General features: G+C 40.4%; 29 protein-coding genes. 12 read left to right on the forward strand and 17 right to left on the reverse strand.

Annotated features, from left to right (window positions below):
• Nucleotides 1-146: 146 nt before the first annotated feature.
• From QT327_RS02385 to QT327_RS02395, 3 genes are all read right to left on the reverse strand, one after another.
• On the reverse strand, nucleotides 147-881 hold the full coding sequence (locus tag QT327_RS02385) for a helix-turn-helix domain-containing protein (RefSeq protein WP_130855167.1): 735 nt from the start codon (nucleotides 879-881) through the stop codon (nucleotides 147-149).
• Nucleotides 853-1,641: a nucleotidyltransferase domain-containing protein gene (locus QT327_RS02390; RefSeq protein ID WP_130855166.1), complete on the reverse strand. Its 789-nt coding sequence runs from the start codon at nucleotides 1,639-1,641 to the stop codon at nucleotides 853-855. Before QT327_RS02390 ends, QT327_RS02385 begins: the two co-directional genes overlap by 29 nt.
• Before the next feature lie 343 nt (nucleotides 1,642-1,984).
• Nucleotides 1,985-2,947 (reverse strand): aldo/keto reductase, encoded by a 963-nt coding sequence (locus QT327_RS02395; protein ID WP_289551916.1) that lies wholly within the window; start codon nucleotides 2,945-2,947, stop codon nucleotides 1,985-1,987.
• A gap of 100 nt (nucleotides 2,948-3,047) precedes the next feature.
• Here QT327_RS02395 and QT327_RS02400 point away from each other — a divergent pair, with 100 nt between their 5' ends.
• On the forward strand, nucleotides 3,048-3,404 hold the full coding sequence (locus QT327_RS02400) for a winged helix-turn-helix transcriptional regulator (RefSeq protein WP_130855164.1): 357 nt from the start codon (nucleotides 3,048-3,050) through the stop codon (nucleotides 3,402-3,404).
• Nucleotides 3,405-3,842: 438 nt separating this feature from the next.
• Here the strand turns inward: QT327_RS02400 and QT327_RS02405 are convergent, their stop codons facing one another.
• Nucleotides 3,843-4,739: an NmrA/HSCARG family protein gene (locus tag QT327_RS02405; protein WP_289551918.1), complete on the reverse strand. Its 897-nt coding sequence runs from the start codon at nucleotides 4,737-4,739 to the stop codon at nucleotides 3,843-3,845.
• A 74-nt stretch (nucleotides 4,740-4,813) separates the two neighbouring features.
• On the opposite strand from QT327_RS02405, the gene QT327_RS02410 reads away from it, so the two are divergent.
• From QT327_RS02410 to QT327_RS02420, 3 genes are all read left to right on the forward strand, one after another.
• On the forward strand, nucleotides 4,814-5,200 hold the full coding sequence (locus QT327_RS02410; protein ID WP_013667659.1) for a winged helix-turn-helix transcriptional regulator: 387 nt from the start codon (nucleotides 4,814-4,816) through the stop codon (nucleotides 5,198-5,200).
• 484 nt (nucleotides 5,201-5,684) lie between these two features.
• Complete coding sequence (locus QT327_RS02415) at nucleotides 5,685-6,371, forward strand: ATPase (protein WP_207303730.1); 687 nt, start codon at nucleotides 5,685-5,687, stop codon at nucleotides 6,369-6,371.
• Between the two features lie 254 nt (nucleotides 6,372-6,625).
• Entirely contained in the window at nucleotides 6,626-7,192 is a 567-nt protein-coding gene (locus tag QT327_RS02420; RefSeq protein ID WP_013667662.1) for a Crp/Fnr family transcriptional regulator, read from the forward strand.
• A gap of 77 nt (nucleotides 7,193-7,269) precedes the next feature.
• Here the strand turns inward: QT327_RS02420 and QT327_RS02425 are convergent, their stop codons facing one another.
• Entirely contained in the window at nucleotides 7,270-7,560 is a 291-nt protein-coding gene (locus QT327_RS02425; protein WP_210421319.1) for a hypothetical protein, read from the reverse strand.
• 30 nt (nucleotides 7,561-7,590) lie between these two features.
• Here QT327_RS02425 and QT327_RS02430 point away from each other — a divergent pair, with 30 nt between their 5' ends.
• Nucleotides 7,591-8,436 (forward strand): helix-turn-helix transcriptional regulator, encoded by an 846-nt coding sequence (locus QT327_RS02430; protein WP_130855162.1) that lies wholly within the window; start codon nucleotides 7,591-7,593, stop codon nucleotides 8,434-8,436.
• A 128-nt stretch (nucleotides 8,437-8,564) separates the two neighbouring features.
• Here the strand turns inward: QT327_RS02430 and QT327_RS02435 are convergent, their stop codons facing one another.
• The 7 genes from QT327_RS02435 to QT327_RS02465 form a co-directional block, all read right to left on the reverse strand.
• Nucleotides 8,565-9,299: an RpnC/YadD family protein gene (locus QT327_RS02435; RefSeq protein WP_289551919.1), complete on the reverse strand. Its 735-nt coding sequence runs from the start codon at nucleotides 9,297-9,299 to the stop codon at nucleotides 8,565-8,567.
• Nucleotides 9,300-9,351: 52 nt separating this feature from the next.
• Nucleotides 9,352-9,480 carry a hypothetical protein gene (locus QT327_RS02440; RefSeq protein ID WP_289551920.1) on the reverse strand — a complete coding sequence of 43 codons (129 nt, stop codon included), beginning with the start codon at nucleotides 9,478-9,480 and terminating at the stop codon, nucleotides 9,352-9,354.
• A 104-nt stretch (nucleotides 9,481-9,584) separates the two neighbouring features.
• Nucleotides 9,585-10,088 (reverse strand): CPBP family intramembrane glutamic endopeptidase, encoded by a 504-nt coding sequence (locus tag QT327_RS02445; protein ID WP_289551921.1) that lies wholly within the window; start codon nucleotides 10,086-10,088, stop codon nucleotides 9,585-9,587.
• A gap of 157 nt (nucleotides 10,089-10,245) precedes the next feature.
• Nucleotides 10,246-11,172, reverse strand: coding sequence for a hypothetical protein (locus QT327_RS02450; RefSeq protein ID WP_289551922.1), 927 nt, complete (start codon nucleotides 11,170-11,172; stop codon nucleotides 10,246-10,248).
• A gap of 199 nt (nucleotides 11,173-11,371) precedes the next feature.
• Nucleotides 11,372-11,872: a DinB family protein gene (locus QT327_RS02455; RefSeq protein ID WP_289551924.1), complete on the reverse strand. Its 501-nt coding sequence runs from the start codon at nucleotides 11,870-11,872 to the stop codon at nucleotides 11,372-11,374.
• 53 nt (nucleotides 11,873-11,925) lie between these two features.
• Nucleotides 11,926-12,336, reverse strand: coding sequence for a helix-turn-helix domain-containing protein (locus tag QT327_RS02460; RefSeq protein ID WP_289551925.1), 411 nt, complete (start codon nucleotides 12,334-12,336; stop codon nucleotides 11,926-11,928).
• A gap of 23 nt (nucleotides 12,337-12,359) precedes the next feature.
• Nucleotides 12,360-12,773, reverse strand: a complete 414-nt coding sequence (locus QT327_RS02465; RefSeq protein ID WP_289551926.1) for a hypothetical protein — start codon at nucleotides 12,771-12,773, stop codon at nucleotides 12,360-12,362.
• 546 nt (nucleotides 12,774-13,319) lie between these two features.
• On the opposite strand from QT327_RS02465, the gene QT327_RS02470 reads away from it, so the two are divergent.
• The 4 genes from QT327_RS02470 (at nucleotide 13,320) to QT327_RS02485 (ending at nucleotide 16,243) form a co-directional block, all read left to right on the forward strand.
• The gene (locus QT327_RS02470; protein WP_289551927.1) at nucleotides 13,320-14,108 is read left to right on the forward strand and encodes an AraC family transcriptional regulator; all 789 of its coding nucleotides are present in this window, start codon (nucleotides 13,320-13,322) and stop codon (nucleotides 14,106-14,108) included.
• 80 nt (nucleotides 14,109-14,188) lie between these two features.
• Nucleotides 14,189-14,542, forward strand: a complete 354-nt coding sequence (locus QT327_RS02475) for a cupin domain-containing protein (protein WP_013667672.1) — start codon at nucleotides 14,189-14,191, stop codon at nucleotides 14,540-14,542.
• Nucleotides 14,543-14,907: 365 nt separating this feature from the next.
• On the forward strand, nucleotides 14,908-15,558 hold the full coding sequence (locus tag QT327_RS02480; RefSeq protein WP_013667673.1) for a DUF2306 domain-containing protein: 651 nt from the start codon (nucleotides 14,908-14,910) through the stop codon (nucleotides 15,556-15,558).
• A 304-nt stretch (nucleotides 15,559-15,862) separates the two neighbouring features.
• Nucleotides 15,863-16,243, forward strand: a complete 381-nt coding sequence (locus tag QT327_RS02485) for a VOC family protein (RefSeq protein ID WP_130858361.1) — start codon at nucleotides 15,863-15,865, stop codon at nucleotides 16,241-16,243.
• 17 nt (nucleotides 16,244-16,260) lie between these two features.
• Here the strand turns inward: QT327_RS02485 and QT327_RS02490 are convergent, their stop codons facing one another.
• From QT327_RS02490 to QT327_RS02510, 5 genes are all read right to left on the reverse strand, one after another.
• Nucleotides 16,261-17,808: an FtsX-like permease family protein gene (locus QT327_RS02490; protein WP_354004804.1), complete on the reverse strand. Its 1,548-nt coding sequence runs from the start codon at nucleotides 17,806-17,808 to the stop codon at nucleotides 16,261-16,263.
• Nucleotides 17,790-18,656, reverse strand: a complete 867-nt coding sequence (locus tag QT327_RS02495; protein WP_289551930.1) for an ABC transporter permease — start codon at nucleotides 18,654-18,656, stop codon at nucleotides 17,790-17,792. The genes QT327_RS02490 and QT327_RS02495 overlap by 19 nt, the downstream gene beginning before the upstream one ends.
• Nucleotides 18,657-18,853: 197 nt before the next feature.
• Nucleotides 18,854-19,768, reverse strand: coding sequence for a helix-turn-helix domain-containing protein (locus QT327_RS02500; protein ID WP_130858363.1), 915 nt, complete (start codon nucleotides 19,766-19,768; stop codon nucleotides 18,854-18,856).
• Between the two features lie 89 nt (nucleotides 19,769-19,857).
• Nucleotides 19,858-20,631 carry an SDR family NAD(P)-dependent oxidoreductase gene (locus tag QT327_RS02505; RefSeq protein ID WP_130858364.1) on the reverse strand — a complete coding sequence of 258 codons (774 nt, stop codon included), beginning with the start codon at nucleotides 20,629-20,631 and terminating at the stop codon, nucleotides 19,858-19,860.
• Between the two features lie 158 nt (nucleotides 20,632-20,789).
• A complete protein-coding gene (locus tag QT327_RS02510; RefSeq protein ID WP_130858365.1) occupies nucleotides 20,790-21,332 on the reverse strand; it encodes an RNA polymerase sigma-70 factor in 543 nt (180 codons plus the stop codon).
• Between the two features lie 142 nt (nucleotides 21,333-21,474).
• Between QT327_RS02510 and QT327_RS02515 the strand changes: the two genes are divergently transcribed.
• The 3 genes from QT327_RS02515 to QT327_RS02525 all read left to right on the forward strand — a co-directional run bounded on the left by QT327_RS02515 (nucleotide 21,475) and on the right by QT327_RS02525 (nucleotide 26,117).
• A complete protein-coding gene (locus QT327_RS02515) occupies nucleotides 21,475-22,497 on the forward strand; it encodes a FecR family protein (RefSeq protein ID WP_130858366.1) in 1,023 nt (340 codons plus the stop codon).
• Nucleotides 22,498-22,734: 237 nt separating this feature from the next.
• The gene (locus QT327_RS02520) at nucleotides 22,735-24,585 is read left to right on the forward strand and encodes a SusC/RagA family TonB-linked outer membrane protein (protein ID WP_289551932.1); all 1,851 of its coding nucleotides are present in this window, start codon (nucleotides 22,735-22,737) and stop codon (nucleotides 24,583-24,585) included.
• A complete protein-coding gene (locus QT327_RS02525; protein WP_289551935.1) occupies nucleotides 24,585-26,117 on the forward strand; it encodes a SusC/RagA family TonB-linked outer membrane protein in 1,533 nt (510 codons plus the stop codon). The genes QT327_RS02520 and QT327_RS02525 overlap by 1 nt, the downstream gene beginning before the upstream one ends.
• Nucleotides 26,118-26,133: the final 16 nt, after the last annotated feature.

The raw sequence follows: 26,133 nt of genomic DNA on the forward strand, positions 1-26,133 counted from the left end.
TGCGCTTGAAATTCAAAATTGTGGTGCCATCAAAAGCGGATAACGGTGTAGATTTACGAAATTTAGGACAGCATAAAATTCAGATAAAAATAATTTCCGCAAATTACTTTTACACTACGACTGGCACTTTGTAAAAATGCGACAAATTAAAGTAATGATGGTGAAAGTCCCGTATTTCGTTTGATGTCATTGCTAAGATGTGAATGATCATAATAACCGCATTCAAATGCAATATCGAACAAGCTGCGGTTTTGCTTCGAATCTTTGATTAAAGACAAAGCATGCTGAAAACGAATAATGTTCGAATATTCTTTTGGTGATAGTCCGATGAGCTTTTTAAAATTTCGCTCCAGTTGTCTTACGGTTGTAAAATTTCTTTTCGCCAGATCGTAAATGTTAGCTGTTCCGTTTGATGAATGTATATGGTCAATAACAGCATGTAATGGATTGGTTTTGGTTTTTATTCTTTCGGAATAAAAATGGTCAAAATAATTGAATGGATTTTCAAATGCTTTATCAACACGAAATGAATTGGATTTTTCTAATTCGACCGTGTTATTTGTCAATTCGTCTTGCGAAGCATGACGATAGAAATTCGCAAAAGTTGCCGGTTTTAGGCACACACCAATTAAATGCGTATCGTTATCAATAAAGCTATCTTTAAAAGAATTCATGGCACCCACTACGTACGTCTTTCCAAATTCCATCGAAAGCGCCCCGTTATCTGTCAGGCATTTATTTCCTAAATTCAGTATAATGCCCGCACAGCCATCGGGAAAAACCCGTTCCCATTGCTTTTCATTTTCAGCTCCCTTCAGTTCCCAATAAAAATGAATGAAGCGCGCTAATTCTTTATAGGGTTTTATTTTTTTGTATTTCATCAAAATAATTCATCACTTTTTTGTCTGTGTCGTTTTGTAATCTCACTTTGCTGTCAAAAAGTTCCGTCCTTAATTGTCTGTATAAGGATACTCCGTTTCTCAAACTAGCTAATAAGGATTGCCGATCATAGGTTGGAATCGTGCGTTTTAACTTTTCTAAATCTGCGGATTCCAGTTCTGTTTCTACTTTTCTAACACCACGGGGTAAATTGTCATTTTTGATATGGAGCAATGGTCCAAAAACAACCATGCGTAAAAATCCCATAAAGTCATATGCTTCAAAATATTCTCCCCGCCCTATTTTTAGCAATGCGTAATGGATCCAAGTCCAAAAACGATCTTCAATCCATTGATAGTCCGGGTAAGGAAACTTCGCTTCGGTACAGTGAATTGCTCTTTCAAGTTGTCTATCTTTGTCGATTAGCAAAGTTGGAGTTTCAATACGGACTTGAAATTCGTCAAGTGTTAAAAATTTTATATCTACGTGCAAAAGAGGATTGTCATAAAGACAAATCAATAATCTCGGTTCTCCAACGTGCTCACCCGTAAATCCCGACAAAAAATCCCCTAATCTTTTTGCATAGTCGAGCATACGATTGCTGTCGTTGGAAATTTTTTGTTTCGTTACCAGAATTAGGTCGAGGTCAGAAAATTCATCTATTTCATTGGTCAGCCACGAACCGGCAACAGCCAAACCAATCACGTTGTCGTCCGGCTCTAAAATCTCTTTAGCTTTGTCAGCAAATTCTCGTTGTATCATTGTATCACTGTCATTTCTTCAGGTTACCTGTAACTGATAAATACACGTAATGCGAATTTAAAATAGTTGTTAGCATTAGTTTCAAATTTACAAAATAAATTCTTCCGTAATTATTGTTTGAATGCCAAGTGTGTCTTTCAACGTCAATCAACACCACCTTTCCCATCCCTTCAAAATACCTTTATAAATTCGACTTCCACAGCAAATGAGGCTGCTCTCTTTTTTGCTTTTCCCGAGGCTAAGCTAATCTTCCAAAGTAATAGCCATAATTGGAATTTTTCCGTAAATTATGCTCTATTATCTTCTGCGTCGAGTACACACCAGGTTCCCTTACTGAATAAGCCTACCCTCTTACTTTTACAAGCAAGTCGTGCGGATAGCCTAACACGATTTTACTTAATTCATCCAATCGGGAAAGTTCTTCAGGGTTTAATTCTATCTCTGCTGCTTTTAAGCTGTCTTCCAAATGATTAATATTACGGGCACCCGCCAATGGAAAATGACCAGTGGATAACGCCCAGGCAAAAGCGACCTGCCCCGGCTTTGCATCATGTTCTTTGGCCACTAACTCCAGGTAGTTAAGGATCTCCTTCGTAATATCATCCTCCCGTTGCGCTTCATCAGCTATTTTGGCCAAGCGCCCGGTTGCACCCTTCCTGTATTTACCGGTTAATAAACCGCCGGCAAGCGGAGAATAAAGCATGGTTCCTAATCCAAACTCTTTGGCCATTGCCAGAAATTCCCGATCTGCTGTTCGTTGTACCAAATTGTATTCAATCTGGATGGCGTTCAATGGAATCGAGGAGGCAATCGCAGCAGTTTTCCAGGCAGGGAAATTGGTTAGCCCCATATAAAGCACCTTGCCGCATTGTACTAAATCTTCCAATCCGCGGGCAATTTCCTCCCAAGGGGTGCAACCATCGTCATAATGCGGCATATAAATGTCGATATAATCGGTTTGCAATCTTTTGAGGCTTGCGTCCACGGCCTGACGCATCGCTTTACGGTGATTTCCGAAATTGCTGATACCAGGATTCGGACTGCTACTTTGCGTATATTTTGTGGAAATAATAAAATTCTGGCGTTGACCTTTCAGAAATCTCCCGATGATTTCTTCCGATTCGCCCAACTGGTATCTATCGGAAGTGTCGATAAAGTTACCACCTGCCTTAGCATAGCTTGTTAGGATACCGTGTGCTTCCTCCGGAGTTGATCCATAACCGCTGCGGATGCCCAAACCGGCTCCGCCTAGAATAATTTCACTTGCATACAGACCGGTGCGTGTGCCGAATAATTTGTACTTCATTTTTTTTGTTTACTTTTATTATACAAAAGTATCTGAAGGTAATTTTGTGTGCAATAACGGATAAATTTGTCCGTATCCGAATCGTTTAGCAATTGGCCTTATGTATCAAAAGAAAATACCGGTGATGCTGGATTGTGGCCTGCATCTTTTTATGGAAGTGATGAGCGGAAAATGGAAAATAAGTCTTCTTTGGAGCATTTACCACGGCATCAAACGACCGGGAGAAATTCACAGAACCCTATCCAAAGCTTCCAGAAGGGTGTTGGATGTACAGCTGAATCAATTGGTAGCACATGGTTTAATTTTAAAGAAAGATTATAACACCAAACCCTTTAAAGTGGAATACGAATTGACGGAACTAGGAAAATCACTTATTCCTGTTATTGAATCAACTGCCCGATGGGGAGAAGAAAACAGAGAAATTTTAGAAGAGCGGATTTTATCCGAAGGAGTGTAATGAAGGGTTACGTTTTTTTTCTCTCCGCAAAAAACAACCTAAAGTAAGGTAAGTTCATTATTCCAAAAATGGTTCCCGGTTAACATGATGCTATGAATTCGGACAGTATATTCCTGATTTTATTTCCCTTAATAAAACAGGTACAGAAATGCTTACCAAAGATTAGATCAGCATAGTTGATGGTGCACCACCTTAAAAGAGTTGCCAAAATAGCTTATTAGGTAGCCGACGGACGGGATTCCTTACAACTAAACACCTCCGAAGCTAAAATTGGCAACCAGTACCTTTATCAAAGATTCTATATTTGGATCAACTACAATTCATTAGCGAGTTATTAGAAAATGGATGATCTTTTATTATACAATCAATATCAAAAAATAAAGACTTTTATGTATCAAGCTGTCTAGCGAAAGGTCTTATGGGGGAGCAGAAGGCATATCACTGTTTTGAGATGTTGGATGTTTTATGTTGTAACGCCCTGATGTTTTTTGTGCCAACCTCATCCATCCATTGATCAAAAGTCGTCAAGCTTGGCATCCATTGATTAATAAGCGAATAATCTATTGGATCGTAGCCTTCCTTTTCGATCATTTCAACCAGTTGCGCGAATGTTTTGCTTTGTTGATATAATAGCTCTTGAGGGACTTCTATAAACTCGATGGATTGGTTTAATTTACTTTCCAGTAGCTGTAAAATTTGCTTCGGCGTGTACAGGTCGCTTCCTAAATCAATCGTTTTCCCTTCGAATTGTTTTGGGTTTTGAAATACAATTCTGGCAAAGGTTCCTATATCCTTAGTGGCAACATAAGGGATCGCACGATCTTCAGGTAAGGGATTTATAAATTTCCCCTCTCCTAAACCGAAACTTGGCAGCAAAAGATTTTCCATAAACGATGCTGGCCTGAGAACCACACCCTTTAACCCGCTGGCCCATAAGTATTGTTCAATACTGAATTTGAATTTTGGACGGAAGGTTGCTTGTTTATCTGATGCCATGACCGAAGAATATACAACGAAATTGACTCCGCATTCTTTGGCTACCTCTAAGATCTGAATTCCCATCGCTGCTTCCTGTTCATCAGTCTCTTTGCTGGATATCCAAACCGGTGGCAGCACAAGATATAGTCCGTCTATGGTTTGCAACGTTGGGCGTAAAGCATCAATGTTTTCCAGATCTCCTTGTAATAAATGAGCACCTTTGTTTTTTAAATGCTGTGCTTCCGGACTATTTGGATTTCGGGTTAAAGCAGTCACGTCGAAACCATGATCTAATAACTCTAAAACGGTGGCGCTTCCTTGATTTCCGGTAGCACCTGTAACAAAAATCTTTTTCATTTTCTGTAATATATCGGACAAAGGTAGTTCGCGATATCGTTATATTTGCGTTTAGTTTCCTCAAGGAAAGCGCTATGGAAAAAAAGATAAAGCCCTGTATCGACGATGAAGAAATGTTGAATAAAAGATTTTTGGCATTGCGAGACACGTTAGAATTATTTGGAGGTAAATGGAGGTTCTGTTTACTTCTTAATATTTATTATCATGAGCGATTACGGTTTAAGGATTTTTTTGAAGTTTCAAAGGGTATTTCCCCAAAAGTCCTAAGTAAGGAATTGACAATTCTGGAGGAACACCAACTTGTTCAGAAAGTTGTCGAATACACGCCTACGCAAGATATTGCGTATTATCAACTCACTTCCCATGCGCAGATGATTTGGCCGGTTCTGAATAGTTTGATCGAGTTTGGACTCTCAAACAGAAAAGAGGTAATTGAGGCCATCTTAAAAAGTAAATCTTGATGGTATTTTTTGTTGAACGGGGTGATGTAAGATCAATACCCTCTACTTCGCTTCTTCACATAATTTTTCGGCTGTGACAAACCTAAATCATCTTTGCGCTCATTCCATAAGGTCAACCCAGTGATATAACGGCTGTGTTTAAAATATAGTTCTTTTTTATTAAATTTGAGCAAAGCGGTAATAGAATGGGTAATGTAGCAAAATCGTCAAATAGGTTGTCCAGTATAATGGAAAGAAACGCAGTCAGCAAAGCGGCAAAGAAAGCATCGTCACGCGCTGCGAGGATTTCCAAAGCATTAGAGATCCCAGTTCAAGTAATCATGAAGGGCACTTTGATCGAAAAGTCCGCTGACGGATCTGTTAGGACAATTAAAAAAATCAAAAAATCACCTAGTAATATAAAACTCAAAAAAGGAGCGACGTTATGCCTAAAGCCAAAAGGCTAAGGGTTTTTGCGGGCCCGAATGGATCTGGCAAATCTACCTTGTTCGAAGATATCAACCAGCAATTTGATACAGGCTATTTCGTAAATTCAGACGCTATCGAAAAAGAAATCAGTTCGACAGGCTTTGTTAATTTAGAAAATTTTGGATTAAGCCTTACGGAAAAGGATTTGCATTCTTTTTTTCGGAAGCCCAATACGCAATCGCTTCTGGAAAAATCTGCGGCTGAGGGACATAAAATTGATATTCGGATTAAAGAAAACGTAATCGTTGATAGGTCACGGGATACACATAGTTATGAAGCTTCACTTATAACCTCTTTCATTCGTAAACACTTACTGGAAAAAGGGATTTCCTATTCTTTTGAAACGGTGATGAGTCATATTTCAAAATTGGATGAAATTCAAAATGCCAAAGATTTGGGGTATAAAACTTATCTTTACTTTATATGTCTTGATGATAGTCAGCTTAATATTTCTCGCGTACAAAACAGGGTAGAAAAAGGAGGGCATGCTGTTCCGAAAGATAAAATTATCACACGATATACGCGAACTTTAGAAAATCTTCTACCAGCAGTTCTATTAGTACAAAAGGCGTATCTATTTGACAATTCCGGGCAAACCATGCTTCTAGTCGCTGAAGTAAAAGATGGACAACTAACTATTCTTGTGGAAGAAGAGAAACTTCCAAACTGGTTTATAGAGTATATCGTAAATAAAGTTAAATAGCGCGGGGCAAAATCTATGTATGGCTGGAGCTTAAAGCCAGCTTGCTATTGCCGGGAAGTCGTCGTTCGGACGGCAAATAGTATTATTAAACAGAAAGCCATGAGCGTTGTTTAATGCATAGCTCAAATATGTACGATAAATAGATGTATTTAGCCTATTTCTTCTTCTTGTTTAATTTCAACCAGCATATTGGCATATTACAGTTTTTATCAAATGGTAAATAAGTAAAGTGATATTATGTTTAACTTGCCTTAATGGAAGAAATGATTGAATATATGCTGCGATTTGGCAACCTTAATAAACAGCAAATCGATCTGGTCGTAAGTAAAGCGCAACCACGCGAATTAAAAAAAGAGGATTATTTCTCTGAAGCGGGAAAAGTGCCAAAGGAGGTCGGCTTTGTAGTTGAAGGTGTTATTCGTGGCTGTTATTACAATAATAAGGGTGATGAAATTACACGTTGTTTTATTAGTGAAAACAGCTTGGTATGTGATTATGTTAACTTGGAGGCAAACACTTCATCTTCTGAGTATCTACAAGCCATTACAGATTGTAACCTAATTGTATTTTCAAAAAAAGATTGGGAAGAACTCTCCCATATTATCGTTGGTTGGGATAACATTAAGAATAAAATGGTGCAACTATGTATGTACCAAAAATCCAGAAAAGGCCCCGTAATATCGCAAGATGCTACCACAAGATATTTAGAATTTATGGAAAATTACCCATCGCTCATCAATCGTATTCCACTGGCTTATATTGCCTCCTATTTAGGAGTAACTCAACAATCTCTTAGCCGAATACGGAAAAATATCCGGTAATATAACTTTTTACTATTGGTAAATAGCATGACTGTTTAATGCTCAGGTTTTGTGATTAACATGATGCCGTCATATAATTACTCCACTTTCCATTCCCTACGCTGCTTGTGCTGCTGCCTGAATTTGGCATAATAGCCGTTTTGCAGCAGCAGATCATGAGGGCTTCCCTGCTCTATGACACTGCCGTTTTCCAGTACAACGATATGGTTGGCCGCCTGAATAGTGGCAGGGCGATGGGCAATGATGATGATGGTCCGGTTTTGGTCGCTGGAAATATTAGCAATGGCGTTGCTGATAGCCTGTTCGTTTTCCGGGTCAAGGGCTGATGCGGCCTCATCTATTAACACAATACGCGCATATTGGAACATAGGCTTTCGTATGAAGATAATTCGCTATCGATGGAATTATCTGACATCTCTTTAAATGATTTTCATTTAATACGTGGCAGGCAGGCAGCCAACGAGGATATCAGCTTTGTTATCCACTTCGACACTTCATTTTATGTCACCCATTTTGTGCTAGGTGATACCTTAAATACCTCAAAGCAGAATCCCTGGGCACCTTCTCTAAACACCTATCGGCTATACTATCAAGACAGGGATCAATCGGAATCCGGATATATAGGTAAAAACCAGCAATATAACTTCTTTGAAATGGCTTTTCGGAAAAGCTTTTTAGACGGGCTCGTTGAAGAAGATGAGCTGCTTGCAGACAAGTTATTTAGCCGCTTTGGTAAGGAAGAATATAGAAACGCTCCTGCTTCTCCTATAATCCCTGATATGTACAGTTGTCTTGGCGCTATGGACAGTAAGGTTTTTACCGGGCCGCTGCAACAATTGTACCTAGAGACGAAAGCCCGTGAGCTTTTGTTGCTACAGATTCAGACGCTAATGAAAACAGAAAGTGCAGTATCAACGTTAAAACCTGCGGATATTGACTGCCTGCATGAAGCAAAGCATTACATCGAGCGGAACTACCGAAGGCCTTGCTCCATTATTGATTTAGCCAAAATTGTCGGTATTAATCAAACCAAACTGAAACGCGGTTTTAAAGAGTTGTTCGGCACCACGGTATTCGGTTATGTGAGAGATTTGCAAATGGAAAGGGCTAAGCAGCTACTGCTGGAAGAAGGCCTTTATGTTAGCGAAGTGGCCGATCAGGTAGGATATAATCACCCTCAGCATTTTACCGTGGCGTTTAAGCGTAAATTCGGTGTATTGCCAAGCGAACTGAAAAATAGTTAGATTTCATTCCATGAGACTGTTCTTAGCACGGGAGCCTCGTTTGAACTGCCAACAGTATTTTAAACAGAAAAGCCATGCACGTTGTTTAATGCATGGCTTAAATATGTATGATAAATAGATGTCTTAGTCTATTTCTTTTTCTTATCTAGTTTGGCGCGGATTTTTTGAACGAATTCAATAGAAACTTTTGCGGCTTTGGCCGCTTGCTCATCGGTAAAACCGAATTCGAGCAATAGATTCTCTACAAACTCTTTGCTCTTTTTTTGTTCACCTTGCCTAGTAGCTCTATCCAACAGTAATTCTTCTATGCCCATAGCTTCGCTCCTTCCTGTAACCGTTTGTATTTCTTGTTCAAATTTAACATTATTATCATCATTTTCAAAACGTACATAATACCTTAAAAAGTTCATCAGTGCCCTGATTTTCTTTCTTTTAATCCTTCTTTCAGTCAGCTTGCGTAGCAATTGTAGCTTAAAGCTCATCAGCTCTGCCTCGCTTTCTTGACTATCTCCGTACTTGCTTCCTATAAATGCTGCCCTTCCTACCAATACTGCGATTGCAAACGGATTACCACTTTCCAATAATTCTTCTTCATTCTGCAGCGCCAGCTGGTATGTATTAAAGCGATAAGTTAAACTGGTTCCTTGATAGCTGGTTTCGTATCTATCAGGTCGCTTCATCTTGTATCCGTCCGTAAAGACGGCATAGGCACTGATACGTCGGTTGTATTTGTCCAATATCCTGTAATAGTAAGTGAACATACGCCTGGGGAAATCCTTTTGATACCTTCCTTGTACTTCTACATGAATCAGTATCCATTCCTCCTTCCCTTCCCAGGTGTTTACTCTTGCCAGCTTGTCCACAACTTTTGGTGAAAATTCATCTTCTTCGGGCGGGAATAACTGCTCGAGTTCTTTATCGAGAAAGGCGATGCCCTTTTTTCAGGTCGTATATCTCATCAGCCTTGGGATGCATGAAACGAAGGAAGTCATCGAAGATCTCTTCCAATATCCCCTTCCATAACAGATCGTCTTTTTTTGCCATCGACAGGTTCGGCTTTGGTTCTATGGCAAAGATACTGAAAACAACTGAATATTACTAATATTTTTAGCAAAATAAACAAACGTAATTAATAACTATTTTTACTGTTAGAAGAAATTAAAAACATTGTTGTTTAAAAAGGATACCAGATTGGAGGCAGCATGTAAAGAGGCAACAAAAAGTGTTGCTTTAGCGATATCGTACTGGTTCCGGATAAACACGTATGAGTAGGCAAAAATGAATCCGGTAAAGACCATCACCATCGCATACACCCAATTATAATAGTGAGAAATACCAAATAAGATAGCTGATAATAGCACCGGCAATCTTCCCCTCAACTTAAACTCGTATCCTATTTCGATAACGGCCAGCTGGAAAATAAAGGTCTCTATCACCGGTGCAACGATAACAGATATTATAAAGATAACGTAAATACTTTCCTTTTCAATCGGATTATAGGTTAAGTCGGGGTCAATCATGGTCGCGATAAAAGCAGTGACACCTGAAAAAGTCATTTCAGCAATAAGAAAAATGAAAAATAATTGGATATAGGATTTTGATTGCAGGTAGGATGTCAATTGAGATTGTATTTGGTAAGCTATTTTAATCATCGGTTTATTAGCTAATAAAGAAAAATAAGGAAAGACATGTTGATTTCACCATTCAGCGTAGAAATTTAGAAACGGTATTCTTAAATAAAAAAGTCATACATAGCAATTAAATTATTGACGTCTATAAACTTACAGTATTATTCTTAACGTTTTTTACTCAATTCCGGAAATACTTCAAACTATTTCCGGAAATTTCGGCAGCCCCGAACAATCCTTTTATGCCATATTTCTTCACTGCCTCTATTCCATTCAGGTAGTGTACAGAACCGCCTGTTGCTTGTACCCTACTAAGGGGCTCCTTAATATTCTTGCCATTAACGGTTAATACGTGGTGATTACCCAAGACGCCGACAAGGGTGTTTGCTGCCCATTTGTGATAGATGGCTATGCCTCTGTTATAGGTATATACGTTTGAGCCGGGTTCGATGTTTCCTTCAATCTTTATCCGGCCATTTAAAATAGTGTCTAATTTCCCATAGCGATAAATAAGTAAGCGTCTACTTTTTTCCTTTTTTGTCTCACTGTTGCTGACGTAATATAGGTTATCCGGTGTTAATGTCAGCAACGTATCACCTTTTAAACGGTAACTTAAGGATCCTAGAAATAGCGTATCATCTATTTCTCCAGTGGAATGAATGGCGTTAAGGCCCAGGTTTAAGCGAGAAGGAACGGAACCGGTATTATGAGCCAAGAGAAGAGCCATTTTTTTATTCATACGAACACTATCTTCCCTTCCATAAAAGATCTGTGCTTTGCCTCCTCTTATCTCTACTGCACCATACTGCCCGGCATCTCCGAATTTTTCCATCGCCTTTTCCCTGCTGTATTCCACTATAGTGGATGCATGACTTACGCCAGGTGCGTATTTTCCTTCTTCCGGATGGAAAATGGAGTCGTTCAGGAGAATTAGTCGATCATTTGGTCGGACATACCCTTTGATTCCGCTGGAAACATTGTCAAAGAAATAATCCGGCAAATATCGTTTTCCGAAAGGAACTAGTGACCAGCCGCTTAAAGAAATAGATAAGACGACAAGAATTATTATGCTAACGGCGATCAAAGATTTACGATGATTATTACGCATAATTTAGGGTTTAAGGAATTGTCCCAAATGAATTGATTCTCTAATATACAGATTTTAGCTAAATTAATGGAGGGTTAGCTTCTATCCTACTTGCATTACTGTCTATAAAATGATTTGAGAAAGTCATAATGGCCAGTATAAAGCTTTAAGCCATTCATTTTTTAAATCAGCGGATAACAGCGTATTCAGCTTGCTATAATCACCCAACCGAACCGGTGACAAAATAAGTTGCCAAATCTGTGTTAGAAAAACCAGTAAAACCGACTTGCCGTAGCATGGTTACCAATTGTCCGCGATGGTAAGTAGCGTGATTGTTGTGGTGTAAAACGGTTTGTGCAAACTCCATTTTCCATTCTTTCCCTCTTACCTTAAACGAAATTATCTGGGAATAATTTGCTTCGGGGTAATTCGCAATGAGATCTTGGTAATCGTCCATTGTTTTCTTCCAGATTTCAATCAGCTCGCTTTTTGTTCCCGTAAATCGAGCTGAAAGAAAAGCCGGATTAGCTACATTTTTCCAAAAATCAATCCAAATCTTTTTAGCACTCACTAGGTGAATTGCTGTTTTTGCAATTGAATTAAAACTGCTTGCTATTTCTTTTTCCCATTGCTCATCGCTGATTTGTTCAAGCCATTTGATTACAGCGCTATCAGCCCAGTTGCTATAATTAGCAATTTCCAACAGATACTTTTTTGTCATTTTTTGTTGCGTTAAAGTGTAACGCAAAAGTAGAAGACTTGTATATGGCAGCGTTATCGCAGATCGTTCAATTGCTGTTGAGGAACAGCCATATTCTGCTGCTGAAATTGTTTAGGGCTTATACCATAAACCTGTTTGAACGATTTCGAAAAACTTGAATGATTTTCGTATCCAACTTTATAATATACTTCGCCCGGATTTTCGTTCTGTAACAACAGGGTCTTTGCCATTTCCATTTTTTGTTGCTGGAAGTATTGGCTTGGCACTACATGGTAGAGTTTTACAAATTTTCGCTTGAAAGTAGATACGCTTGTGTTGCACAAAAACGCCAATTCTTCTAAGGTGAGATTGTTGGTTATGTTTAATTCAACTGCTTTCCGTATTTCAAAGTCTGAATATTTTTCTTGATTTTTTACTTGGAACGCAAGCATTTCGTTCGGGTATTTTTCAAGTAGATGCAACATTAATTCTTCAAATTTCAGTTCTATTATTTTTTCAGAAAAGATGCGGGTTTTGATTGAATGAGCTTAAGCGAGGTGATGTAGGTTCTGATAAATTCGTCTTTCTCAAATACGACAAACGGCTGATTGGGTCTGTCGGGTTTTGATGGAATTTTGTCAATTATAGAAGCGTATTTAATAAAGAATGTGGCTAATGTCGTATTATCAAAGAACAACATCAAGCTACGATAATGATTGTTTACCGGAAGTTTTTCGGTCATTAAACAATTACCGGAAGAAAGTATCGCAAATTGCTTGTCTGTAATAATGGTTTTGCTGTTGGCATAATACACTACTTTCTCGCCTTGTTCTAATAACGAAATCAGATTTTGTGGAAGAAAGATTTTGTTTCTGGGCGCTTGCCGGTCTGAAACGTAATCGTGTATGCTCAATGTATCCATTTTAGATTGTTTATCCTTAGTCTAACGTCACTCCCTGCAAAAGAATACGTTGCTCCAAATTTAGTAAATGTTTTAATCGTCTTCTTTCTTTGCCGTGAAGAAAGAAGCAAAGAACCTCGCAGCGGCAAAATTTTCTACCACGTAACTGCTCTTACTTAGCCTATAGCTACCGAAAATTTTGGAGGCTGCATTTTATGTTTATGATTGTTACTCCTTCGATCATCATACTCGAACGGAATCAGTCAATATCACCTGTAGTTCTTGCTTCCAAGTATTGTTGGTATAATATTTAGTGGAAATGCTTAATGCAGTCACCTTAGATCGCCCGTCATATCCTAGCGTCGCAATAGAAATACCTCTGTTCGAATTTAGTAGAATGTGTTTTAATCGTCTTTTTTCTTCGCCATGAAGATTAGAAAACTTCTTCTTATTTTCGGTACGTATCAAAGAAACTATCACATGGAAATTATGTTATACTTTTTTTTACCGTGTGGTATAAGCGTTGACAACGATTTACCAAGATCGAATAAATTATATTAGAAGGCTATGATTAGTTTGTATACGCTTAACGGTGTTGATAGCGATAAACCTACACGAGTACTCAGATATAAACTGATTTGGTGCCAACAGGGTTCTGCCAGTATTGTTATTGACGCGCAACAGTTTTCGCTCACCGAAAATGAACTGGTTTCCATCACCTCTGGTCAGGTCCATTATTTTAAAGAAATAATAGGATGTATAAGAGTTTTAGAATTTACGCTGGACTTTATATGCAAGGATGAAAACGATATCGAACTAATTTTCCACACCGGCTTATTCTGCCATTTTGGAATGAATGAGGTAATATGCATTTATGAAACCGAAAAATTTGAAGGGTTACTGAATGCTATTGATATCGAACTAAGCACACAGCCTTATCAATACCATATTGCGCTTCGTACATACATCGAACTGTTAATCGTGGAAGTTAATCGGGCTAAAATTGCTCGTGGAGATGAAATATGGAAGCCTAGCGCTCTGTTTTTATATTTTTTAGAGCTTGTGAGGAATAATTTTTCTCGAAATTACTCTTTGGTTGATATAGCTGCTATCCTCAATACGACAGAAACAAAGTTAAATGAACTAGCTAAACTTCATACCAGTAAAACCGCGCAAAACGTAATTTACAGCCTGGTTGTGTCTGAGGCGAAACGACTGCTTATTTATCAATCGCACCGTTCCATTAAGGAAATAGCTTTCGAGCTAGGTTTTAGCGATCCTTTCTATTTTTCTAACTTCTTTAAGAAACACACAACACTATCGCCAAAAGATTATAGAAAGGCCTATCTCCTCTAAATATTACATGTTTTTCCAAGCTTTGTCCATTTTATGGCTTCGCATCTATATGGATCTTTGTAAAGCATTAAAAACAAGTTATGGACACTAATATTAACAATTACATTGTTCAAAGCGAAGCCATTGAATGGATTCCTTTAATCGAGAATAATCATCATTACGAAGGCATATTTGTAAAGTCGCTTCGATACGACAAGCTAACAAAGCGATCTAAAACCATCCTTCTTAAATTCGAACCTGGTGCTGCTTATCCTTACCACAACCACCCGGCGGGAGAAGAGTTGTTTGTATTGAAGGGAGAAGCCATTATTGAGAAAACAAGACTCTCCGAGGGCTCTTATTTATATACACCCCCCAACTTCAAACATAGTGTGCATACAGAGCTGGGTTGCCTTCTCTTATTGGTAATCCCTGAAGAAGTGGAAATTTTATAAGCCTACACCCCTATCATGATTAAAAAAAGAAGCCATGCACGTTCTTGACTGCATGGCATAAATAGGTGTGAACTCATTACAAAGCTTAACTCCCGATAGATAACAAGCGTTACGTTAAAATTATTCGTTTTTCTTTTACTGTGCTACTATCAGAACAAACTTTAAGGCCAATTGTAGACCATTCATTATTATCTTTAAGCTCTCTATTGCCGACAAAGAGGCTCAATAGTTACATTATTTGAATATAAAAATATATCTTTAGTGTAAGAAATAAGTAGATCTGACTTGACTACCCGGCGATAAAAGTGATCAACCTCATTTCTTGTTAAACAGGCATGTCTTCTTGGTAAACTTAAATGATGATAATGATAAAAAAGATTTCTTGGATTCTATTTGCTGCTTTATCGATAATAATTGGGCTATATCCGCTGCAATATTTCTTAATTGCCGGAAGAGTGGGAATATTAAATTCAAAACCGGCATGGCTTTTAACAGATACATTCTGGAATGTTGCCTTTTACACGCATATTATTTTAGGGGGGCTTGCCTTACTTATTGGGTGGGTTCAATTTAGTTCAAAACTGCGGATTAAAACACCCTTGCTTCACAGGCAAGTTGGTAAAATTTATGTCGGATCGGTTTTATTAAGTTCTCTAGCTGGCTTTTACATCGCATTGTTTGCAGATGAAGGCCCCTGGACCTCCTTTGGATTTGCTTGCTTGGCCGTGATTTGGTTTTATACGACGTTGAGGGCTTACTTAACTGTCAAGAAAAAACAGTTTCTGACCCATCAAATTATGATGGTATATAGTTATGCATCTTGCTTTGCTGCCGTAACGCTAAGAATTTGGTTGCCTATTTTGATTTCAATCATCGGCAATTATAGATCAGCTTATATTATTGTGGCTTGGTGGTGTTGGCTACCTAATTTGTTTATCGCCTATTTGATCGTAAAAGGGTTAAAACATAAAAATGAGCCGGATGGTTTGGAACCTGCGGAAACGATCAATCGTTAACCTGCAATTCGTTTTCAACAAGCGCTAATGCAATACGAAATGCATTAATTCTACGCATCATTAAGGTATGTTGAGCCGAATTTTCTCTTAATTTGAGTATGGCTTTTTCGCATTTGCCAAGTGTTGAATTTAAAGCCTCTAGCGCCTCTTCTAGTTAGCCTTTGGAATATTTTGTCATATGAACAAAGTTACCATTAACTTATAAACTCCTATAATCTGAATATATAAAAAAATTCAACTGCTCCTGACATACAGTTGTCATAAGGCTAACTTACTTTTGAAATGTACAATTAAAGAAGACAGCATGAATCTAGTATCAATCCGAATTATAACGGCCAATATAAATGGCTTAATCGCATTTTATGAACAAGTGACCCAAAGTTCTGTTGTGCATTACACGCCTGATTTTGTGGAGTTGAAAACAAAAACGGCAACCTTAGCGATAGGAAGTACTCGAACGCTGCAGTTTTTCGGTGGCGATTCTGTTGCCCAGTCCGCCACAAACCGTAGTGTGATCATAGAATTTAGGGTTGAAGATGTAGATCGTGATTATGAAAGATTGGCGGATCTTTTACAGCCCTATCTTGTTCAAAAACCTACGCTAATGCCTTGGGGAAATAAATCATTATTATTCCGTGACCCTGACGGTAATTTGGTCAATTTGTTTACACCGGTAAAGAAATAAGGAGTCAATTACCAAAATTATTCTGCTCTCAACGACTTCGTGGGATTCATCCAGGCCGCTTTCAATGACTGAAAAGCCACCGTTAGCAAAGCGATCATAAGGGCAAATATACCTGCTAAGGCAAATATCCACCAATCCAGGTCAACCCGATATGCAAAATTCTCTAGCCAGCGATTCATAAAATACCAGGCCAAGGGTACGGCGATAATAAAACCGACAAGTACGAGTTTAATGTAATCTTTGCTCAACAGCCTTACGATACCTGGAATACTCGCACCCAGCACTTTCCTTATTCCGATCTCCTTCATGCGTTGTTGTGTAGAATAGGCTGCCAATCCGAATAGTCCCAAAGAGGCGATCAAAACGGCAAGTAGCGTAAATGAGGTGAATAGCTCCCCAAGTCTGATGTCATTCTTATATAATTTATTAAAATTATCATCGATAAACTGATAATCAAAGGGATATGGGGTAACATTCCTAATCACCCGCTCAAACTTCGCAATAGTCTCCTGCAAATTCTCCGATCGGATCTTCGCAGAAATATATCCTGAAGGTCCTTGATCTAGTGTCAGTACAAGTAGTCCGAGTGGTTGGTGTATGGAATTGAAATGAAAATCTTTCACCACCCCCACAATTCGCCTTTGACCACGCCCATCGGAGTAATTAAACTCCTTACCAATAGCTTCTTTTGGTGTCCAACCCAAGGCCTTAGCAACAGATTCATTTATAAGTGCAATGGGAGCACCAAGTGTGTCTGTTCCGAATTGACGCGAAAACCCTCGTCCAGCAACAAGTGGTATCCCATAAACATCGAGAAAATCATAATCTATACCAGTGGTTTGGGTTGGCAATAGTTTGCCATCACTACCTTCCCAACCAGACATGCTTTGACTGGTAATCACATCCGTGGGTAAGTATAACGAATAGCTCATTGCAACCACATGAGGATCGTGCAACAACGTTTCACGAATAGTGGAGTAGCGTTGACTCAAGTTAGCATCACTGACTTTTATGGTAAGGATATGCTCCCGATCGTATCCAAGCTCTTTATGCTGGACAAATTGCATCTGTCTATATATAATGAAACTCCCTGCCAGCAAAGCGATAGAAACAGCATATTGTCCGACAGTTAATACGCGTTGTAATGTAAAACGACTAGCGGGCACTGTATTCTTGCCCTTGAGTATAGTAACGGGTTTAAGCCTGCTCATCAGCAAGGCCGGATAGCTACCTGAAATTAGGCTTACTAGCACAACAAGCGTTAATAGCGCTGGCAACAACATGGGATTACTTAAATAATCTATATGAATGGGGCGCTCCATTAACTGGCTAAATGAAGGCAACAGTAGGTGTACCATCGCTAATGCCAGCAGAAGTGCTAGCAAAGTCATGATTACAGATTCACCCAAAAATTGTCGCATAAGTTGCCATCGCCGGGCCCCCGCTACTTTTCGTACACCAACTTCCTGAGCACGTTGGATAGACCGAGCTACCGCTATGTTGGTATAATTGGCACAAGCGAGTAGTAGCACAATGAAACCGATTGCTAAAAAAGGTATACGTATCTTTGACTTCCCCCCTTCTCAAAGGGAAATGTTTTCAGATGTTGCGATTTGAGATGAATGTCTCGCAAGGGTTGGAATAAAAAAGCCATACGATCTTCCGGTCTCCAATCAGCCAAGTTTCTGTCAATGTAAGCACGCATTTTTTCCTCTACCCTATGGGTATCCACTCCTGATGCTAAAACCACATAGGTATACAAACCGTTATTGTACCAAGGTTCTCTGGTGATACAATCTCGATAGTACTGATCAGATAATGCAGGGAGAATATAACTGAAGGCTAGATGCGAGGTTTCAGGTACATCAGCCATAATACCCGTAACAATATGCGGTTGTTGGTTTTGGTATGTCAACGTTTGACCAATAGGGTTTTGCTCACCAAATATTTTTCGAGCAAAAGAGGCGGTAAGCACAATGCTATTGGGACTTTCAAGAGCTGTTGCCGCATCGCCCTGTAGAAACGGAAAGGTAAATATTTTTAGGAAATTAGTATCAGCAAGAATTCCTTCCTCCGTAAAGCGTTTGTCACCTAAACTGATCAGTGGATTAAAGGTTGGAAACACCGAAGTCGCGCTCGTAACTTCCGAAAGTTCTTTCTTGAGGGTAGAAGCTAATGCGGGTGATGTAGCAGCCCAATGATCCGCTCCTTTAGAATCTGGACGCCGCTGTATAACGCGATATAGCTGATCACTATTTTTATGAAATCGATCATACGATAATTCATGTTGCACAAAAATCAATATGAGGATAAAACAGGCTAGTCCTGAAGCGAGGCCAAATATATTGATAAACGAATAAACCGGATTCTTGCGGAGGTTTCGCAGTGCAATCTTAATATAATTTCTTATCATAAGACAGAAGCTTTATCCTGAGAAAACAAGAACACTGCCATATGCATTAAATCTCTTCTAAGTCGTGCCATCCGCACTTTGGCTGGCATCTACTGTTCGTTTATGGACGGCTAGTGTTCGAAAGCGCACAGTAGATTTCCAACGGCACGAGATAAGCTGCACTAAATACGCTCAGAAATATTCCTGATTTAGGTAAATCAAATGGCTGCCCTGAATTGCATCGGCGAAAGTTTCGTTTTCATTTTAAATAGCCTACTGAATGACTGCGGATGCTCGAAACCTAACTCATAGGCTACTTCGCTGATTGTTAAGGTAGTGATTGCGAGTAGTTCTTTGGCTTTCTCAATGAGCTTTTCATGTATATGCTGCTGGGCATTCAGACCGGTGAGCGAACGCAGCATATCGCTTAGATAATTGGCGGTGTAATGTAAATGTTCGGCCAAGTATTGTACGGTTGGCATACCGTGCTTTACCGCCTCGCCTTTCTCAAAGTAGGTATTCAGTAGTTCTTCCAATTGTTGAAGTAAGTCGCTGCTAGCCGGCTGGCGGGTCAAGAACTGACGCTTGTAGAAGCGCTTGGCATAACTCAGCAGCAACTCGATCTGTGCAATAATTACTTCGCGGCTGAAATCGTCTATCCGGCTATTGAGTTCGTCGCGAATGATGGCAAAGATGGACGATACCGTTGTCCGCTCCTTCTCGGACAGGTGCAGCGCCTCGTTTGAGGCGTAGGAAAAGAAACCGTATTGTTTAATTTTCGCAGCTAGCGGATATCCTTGAAAAAAATCCTGATGAATAATCAACGAATAACCTTCATTCCCTTGGTAGTTTGAGGTATTACCAACAAGCTGGTTAGGTGCTGTAAACAGAAGACTTCCCTCGTCAAAATCATAATAGCCTTGGCCGTATCTAAACTTGCCACCTAACTTTGTTATAAAGGAAATTTTGTAAAGACTGGTTACGTAACTTAATGGTAATCGACTTAGGTTGATCCGCCCTTCTGTGGTATCCAGTAAACTGATCAGCGGATGACCAGGGCCCGGAAGACCGAGTATACGGTGTATCTCGGTTATGGATTCGAGTTTGGCGACTTTTGGCGTTTGCGGTTTCATGCTGTAAGATAATGATTATGACCGTTTCTTATTTCAAGCAACGGTCATAAAGTAAGCAACCTTAATACTATCTTGTACTTGATGACGGTTTACCAAGGTAGCGGGCCATCCGGACCGGTAAAACGACCGGTGGGGCCGTCCGTCTCCAGCGCTACGCGAACCGGTTCGCGGGACCCCACTTCCAGACTGTCCGTGCCCTGAAAGTTATTCAGCGCAGTGGCTGTAAAACCCGGGCTCGTAGCGTTAACCTTGATGTTTTCTTTTTCCAGTTCTAGGGCAAAGGAAAGGGTAACGGCATTAAGGGCTGTTTTTGATGCGGCATATACTACACCAAAGTGCTCTCTTGCCCAACAAGCCGGGTCGGATACCCAAGTGAGTGATCCCAGCCCGCTCGATACATTGACGATGCGGGCCGCATCAGACTTACGCAGTAAGGGTAGCGCTGCCTGTGTTACGGCAATGACGCCGAATACGTTGGTTTCCCAAACTGCCCGCACTTCGTCAAGCGATGCGGTGGTAGCACGGCCTTCTGCCAAAACCTCTTCCATTGGTCGACCGGGTTTTCCAGCATGGGATATACCCGCGTTGTTGACCAGCAAATCAAGGCGGCCATATTCTTGCTCGATACGCGCTACTGCGGCGTTAATGGATTGTTGTTGGGTAACATTCAGCTGGATAGCCGTGGCATTCTCACCGATTTCAGCGGCTGCTTTTTCGCCATTGCTTAAGTTACGTGAACCTACATATACTTGATAGCCATTTGCTGCTAACGCTTTGGCGATTTCATTACCTACACCCTGATTGGCGCCTGTCACCAATGCAACCGGCTGCTTATTGTTCTTTGACGCTGCTTGATTTTTCATAAGTATTACAATTAACAATTACTGATACAAAAATCTGCATTCGGCTCCGCACCCTTGTAACTAAATCAAGGAGTCTTGTAACTGAAATGCCTGATCTTGAGACGACCTGCTTTTCTCCTAATAGGACGGCATACGTGATACCGACCAACTGATGGTACTCAAAATAGCATCATGTAATCTTTTAATTTACCTCGCAATATTTTCAACGATTTGGTTATTCGATACTCCACCGTTTTAATGGACACATCAAGTTTGGATGATATCTTTGCATTGGTCAGCCCTTCAAAACGACTCATTTCAAATGTTTCGCGATAGCTTTCCGGGAGATCTCGAATGGCATCGTTTATCTTAAGGGCCAATTCATCTGCCATATAAAAGTCGGGATCATCTAGCTGCTCTCCTTCTAAACTGTCGTAAAGTTTAGCATGTATGCGTTCGCGGTATTTTTGCTTGCGGATGGCGTTGAACGATCGATTCTTTACAGCAATAAAAAGATAGGATTTGAGGGAAGTGGCGATGATTAAATGCTTTCTTGCTTCCCAAATATAGAGCATCAGATCCTGCACCAACTCCTCTGCATCCGTATCGGATAAAAACTGGGCAGCGTAGGCACACAAAGGCGCATAATATTTCAGAAACATCTCTTTATACGCAAGCAAATTCCCTTCTCGTATGGCCTCGAAGAGATCTAGATCATTCATAATATCATCAGGTTGCAAACAAAGATAGGGATTATCACTATAGCAACAAAAGCAATTGTTTACTCTAAAACACAAGAAAAAAATATTTTAGTTTAGGGTATGCGGAGAGTTATGTGTCGTCCGTGTATAAAACAGCATAAACTTGAATAAAGACCAATATAACGGAATACCGGAGGCGTCTACCTTGATGGGCTATCTCGCGGGAACACTTACTGCTGAAGAAAAACAGCTGGTAGAAAAGTGGGCCAATAGCTCCGTTCTCAATCAACTACTCCTACAACGCATGGCCTTTATTTATGATGCACGACAAGTAGAACAGAGACTAAAATATACAGATTCACACACTGCATTCAACCATCTTGAGCAGCGCATGCGGGGAAAAAAGCGGTTGCGGATTCTCAAAAGAGTAAGCATCGCTGCAGCCATTTTTATCGGATTAGTCGGCTTGGGTACGCTATTTATTACCCCCAGCCCAAAAGCAACTTCCTCTACCCTTGTCACGGTTTCTGCTCAAAACCATGCGCAAACCAAACTGACACTGCCAGACGGATCTCAGGTTTTTCTTGGCGCAGGAAGCAGTATTAGTTATCCGGCTTTAATGGATCAAGAAAGGCACGTTACCTTGCATGGCAAAGGATACTTTTCGATCGTACCGAATGCAAAGGCACCGTTTCAGGTGAAGGTTGGTGATGGCGCTATGTATATCAACGTTTTGGGAACGGCTTTTAGCATAGAAGAAAACCGAGAAAGCCAAACCTTTCAGACCACACTGATATCCGGAAGTATTGAGTTGGCTTTTCCGGAAAAAAAGATAAAAAAACGTTTAAAACCTACTGAAAAAGCAATTTATACAACAGAAGACAACAATCTATCCATAACAACAGTTAACACGGATCGAGCATTAGACTGGCTGCACAATCGCTTGGTATTCAGAAAAACACCGATGAAAGAGGTACTGAATCGCATCAGTACGTTTTACGATGTTGACATTGAAGTCGCTGATAGGTCTGTTGAACAAGGGACCTTTACGGGTACTTTTGAAAATAAACCTTTACTTCAAGTACTGGATTATATTACGCTTGCATCGAAAATGACTTATTCATTTGAACATGCGACACCAAAAACCGGAACAAAACCTTTAATAAAAATAACCAAACAACGCTAACAAAAAGATTGGGGACGATCTTGGTATAAACCTAATGTAATTGCCTATGATAAAATAAGAGCACCTAAAAATAAAAACACGGAAACATGTTACCAGCATGTTCCCGCGTAAAATAAATCAAAAACAAATTTATTTTTTTACTTAAATCATAACAAAAATATGAAAATTGTCTATCAACTCCAACGCGCGTGGAGCTGGCATTATTGTTATTGCAAATTCTCCAATATATTACGTACTATGAAATTAATACTGGCATTTTTTTTCTTGTCAGTCAATGTTGTATTCGCAATAGATTCTTATGCGCAGCAAACCAAATTATCATTTGAGCTTAAAAATAAACGAATCATTGATGTACTAGATGCGATTGAAGAACAATCTGACTTTCGTTTCTTTTACGATGGAAACCTCATTGATGTAGAACAGCCCATATCTATAAAGGCTGATAAACGAGCGGTTCTTGCAATTTTATCAGATATTTTCTCCACACGTGAAGTTGATTATAAAGTTATTGGCAATGATGTGATTTTAACAGCCGTAAGCCCTAAAAGCGCCAAGCAGACGGCAACGGGTAAACAGCAAATGGTTAGCGGACAAGTGCTTGATGAAATGGGAGAGCCCTTACCAGGTGTAAGCGTGCTATTAAAAAACACCAAAATCGGTACGTTAACTGATGCAAACGGTAAGTATAGTCTCCGAGTAAGTGAAACAGAGGGTGTATTGATTTTTTCCTATCTCGGTTATAATTCCCTTGAGGAAAGCATCGGCGCCCGAACAACGGTCAGTGTTACGCTGACGGGAGAAATGCAACAAATGGAAGAGGTAGTAGCTGTAGGTTACGGCACGGTCAAACGCGCGAACTTAGGAGGAGCGGTATCCACCCTAGATTCACGTACCTTCGAATCACGACCGGTACGGAATGCCGCCAACGCACTGCAAGGACAGGTTCCGGGGCTTACTGTGGTCCGTAATGGTGGGGCACCCGGTAGCAGTCCGGCATTGCGTATACGCGATGTATCCTCTGTTAACGGCGGTTCTCCACTGGTACTCATCGATGGAGCAGAAGGTGATATCGGTCTGATTAATCCAGCCGATATCGAAAATATTTCGGTTTTGAAAGATGGAACGGCTGCTATTTACGGAGCCAGAGCGGCGGACGGCGTTATTTTAGTGACCACAAAGAACGGTCGGAAAAATCAAGACCTTCGAATTTCTTTAGACAGCTATTACTCGCTTAAAACACCGGCTTTGGTGAAGGAAGCAGCCAGCCTATACGAGCACGCTGCAATGGCCTTGGAAATCAGCGATGGTTCTTTCCCCATCGAATATACTCAAGAAGAACTGCAACTTATTCTGGAAGGTAGCGACCGTGTAGACCCTACTTCTAATTGGGGACGGTGGACGGGCTATCCCAAATTCTATAAAAATCAAGATTGGAACAAATTAATCATTGGCAACGGCAGTCTACAGAACTATCATCTTGGTATTTCGGGAGGTGGCGATAAATATACCTACCTGATATCTTTGGGGCATGCCCGCGAAGAAGGGTTACCTAAATTTGGCATTGATAATGACAAACGCTATTATGCGCGGGCAAAATCAACCATTGATCTCACCAAAAACCTACAGTACGATTTTAATTTATCGTATGAAGCCAATAACCGAAACTATTCCTCGGGTATCAGTGAAGGGCAAAACATATGGGAACTTACCTATAAAACGCGAAGCTGGGCACCACTCCGTAATCCTGCAGGCAATTTTTACACCTTCGAAGGTTTTGACAATCCGGCACAGGTATTGGAAGAGGGTGGAGAATCTTCGCTTACCGGAGGAAACCTCACCTTTAACAACCAGTTGACCTATAAAGTAACCAAAGACCTGAACTTGGTAGGAAGAGCGGTGGTACGTAAGAATGACATTGATAGTTCCATTGTGCAGAAAATATTATATAGCTACAATTGGGATAATGTCAACCATCGGACAGCTAGACTCCCTAATAGTGCCGAACGAAAATATGCTAAAACGCTTTATAAGAATTTTACTTTATATGGCGACTACAAAAAACCATCGGACAGCATGATATCGGTGTAATGATTGGTGCGGCAAGCGAATCTGCCAATTACGATATGTTTCGTGCTAAGCGCATCAATTTCGATCAGCAGGAGTCCATGCCGTTGAATTTAGGCAGCGCACAAGACCAATTAGCTACGAGCCATGGTAATGCCTGGACCATCAATTCGTTCTTTTCGCGGGTTAATTATGCGTTCAACAATAAATACCTCCTGGAGGCAACCCTCAGAGCAGATGGTAGTTCGCGTTTTGACCCTGATAGCCGCTGGGGCTATTTTCCGGGTGCAAATGCTACCTGGCGTCTGGCCGAGGAGGCTTTTATCAAAAAGCTGAACTTTTTTGATGATCTGAAGTTGCGGGCTTCCTATGGTGAAATGGGTAACCAGTCTGGCATTGGACCCTATGATTATATCGAGCTAGTGAGCCTTTACGCAGGCTATTATCCCTTCGGTAATGGCCAGCGCGGCCAACTGGCTACACAGTCCAACCTCGTCTCAAAATCAAGAACCTGGGAAACCATTATCTCGAAAAACATCGGTATGGATTTTAGTATGCTGCGCGATCGCTTGTATGGTTCGTTGGACTATTTCTGGAAAAACAATAACAACATGTTGATACCCATTGCCTACCCATCGGCATTGGGTATTGAAGCGCCTACTACCAATAGCGGCAAGCTGGCTGTTCAGGGCTGGGAACTCAATATTGGCTGGCGCGACCAAGTGGGTGATCTCAGCTATTCCGTACGTGCCAATATCAGCGATGCGAAAAATAAAGTAACGCAACGGATCGGTAACAACCTGATTGAGCTTGGCAATAACGCTACACCGGCAGGTTACCCCTTAAATTCTTACTTTGGCTATGTGTTTGACGGCATTATCCAGAATGAGCAGGAGTTGGCCGACTATCGGGCACGTTTCCCCAATGAAGGGATGATCCAAACCCAGGTAGGCATTGGTGATGCAAAGTATAAAGACCTGGACGGTGATGGCAGGTTATCTGAATTAGGCAACGGCAGCCCAGGATCAGGCGATTTAATTTATTTGGGAGACACCAACCCGCGTTATAATTTTGGTATTAACCTCTTTGCTTCTTATAAGGGTTTTGATTTCACGGCATTCATTCAAGGCATAGGCAGACGCACTATGATTTTAGAAGGTGAAGCTTCCATGCCCTTCTATTACCCTTGGTTCCAGTCGGCGCAATATTGGTATGGCAAAACCTGGACACCCGAGCGGACCGATGCCCAATACCCGGCCATTACGCTGACGGATAAACGCTATTACAACTATAATCCTTCTACTAACACCACCCATCGGGTCGGCTATGCCCGGCTTAAGAACCTCCAGATCGGTTATACTTTCCCTAAAAAATTGACCCAGCGGATCAAACTTGAAAAGCTTCGGATCTATTTCAGTGGTGAGGACCTATTCGAAATTCACAATACACCGGGCGGTTGGGATCCGGAAGATAGAGGCAATATAGAAGGTGGTGGCAGCTACACAAGCTATCCTTTTGCACGTAATTATTCATTGGGCCTTAATCTTATTTTCTAAACGTAACATGTATATC

Origin of the sequence: Olivibacter sp. 47 (genome assembly GCF_030372825.1) — a bacterium.
Classification (GTDB): Bacteria; Bacteroidota; Bacteroidia; order Sphingobacteriales; family Sphingobacteriaceae; genus Olivibacter; species Olivibacter oleidegradans.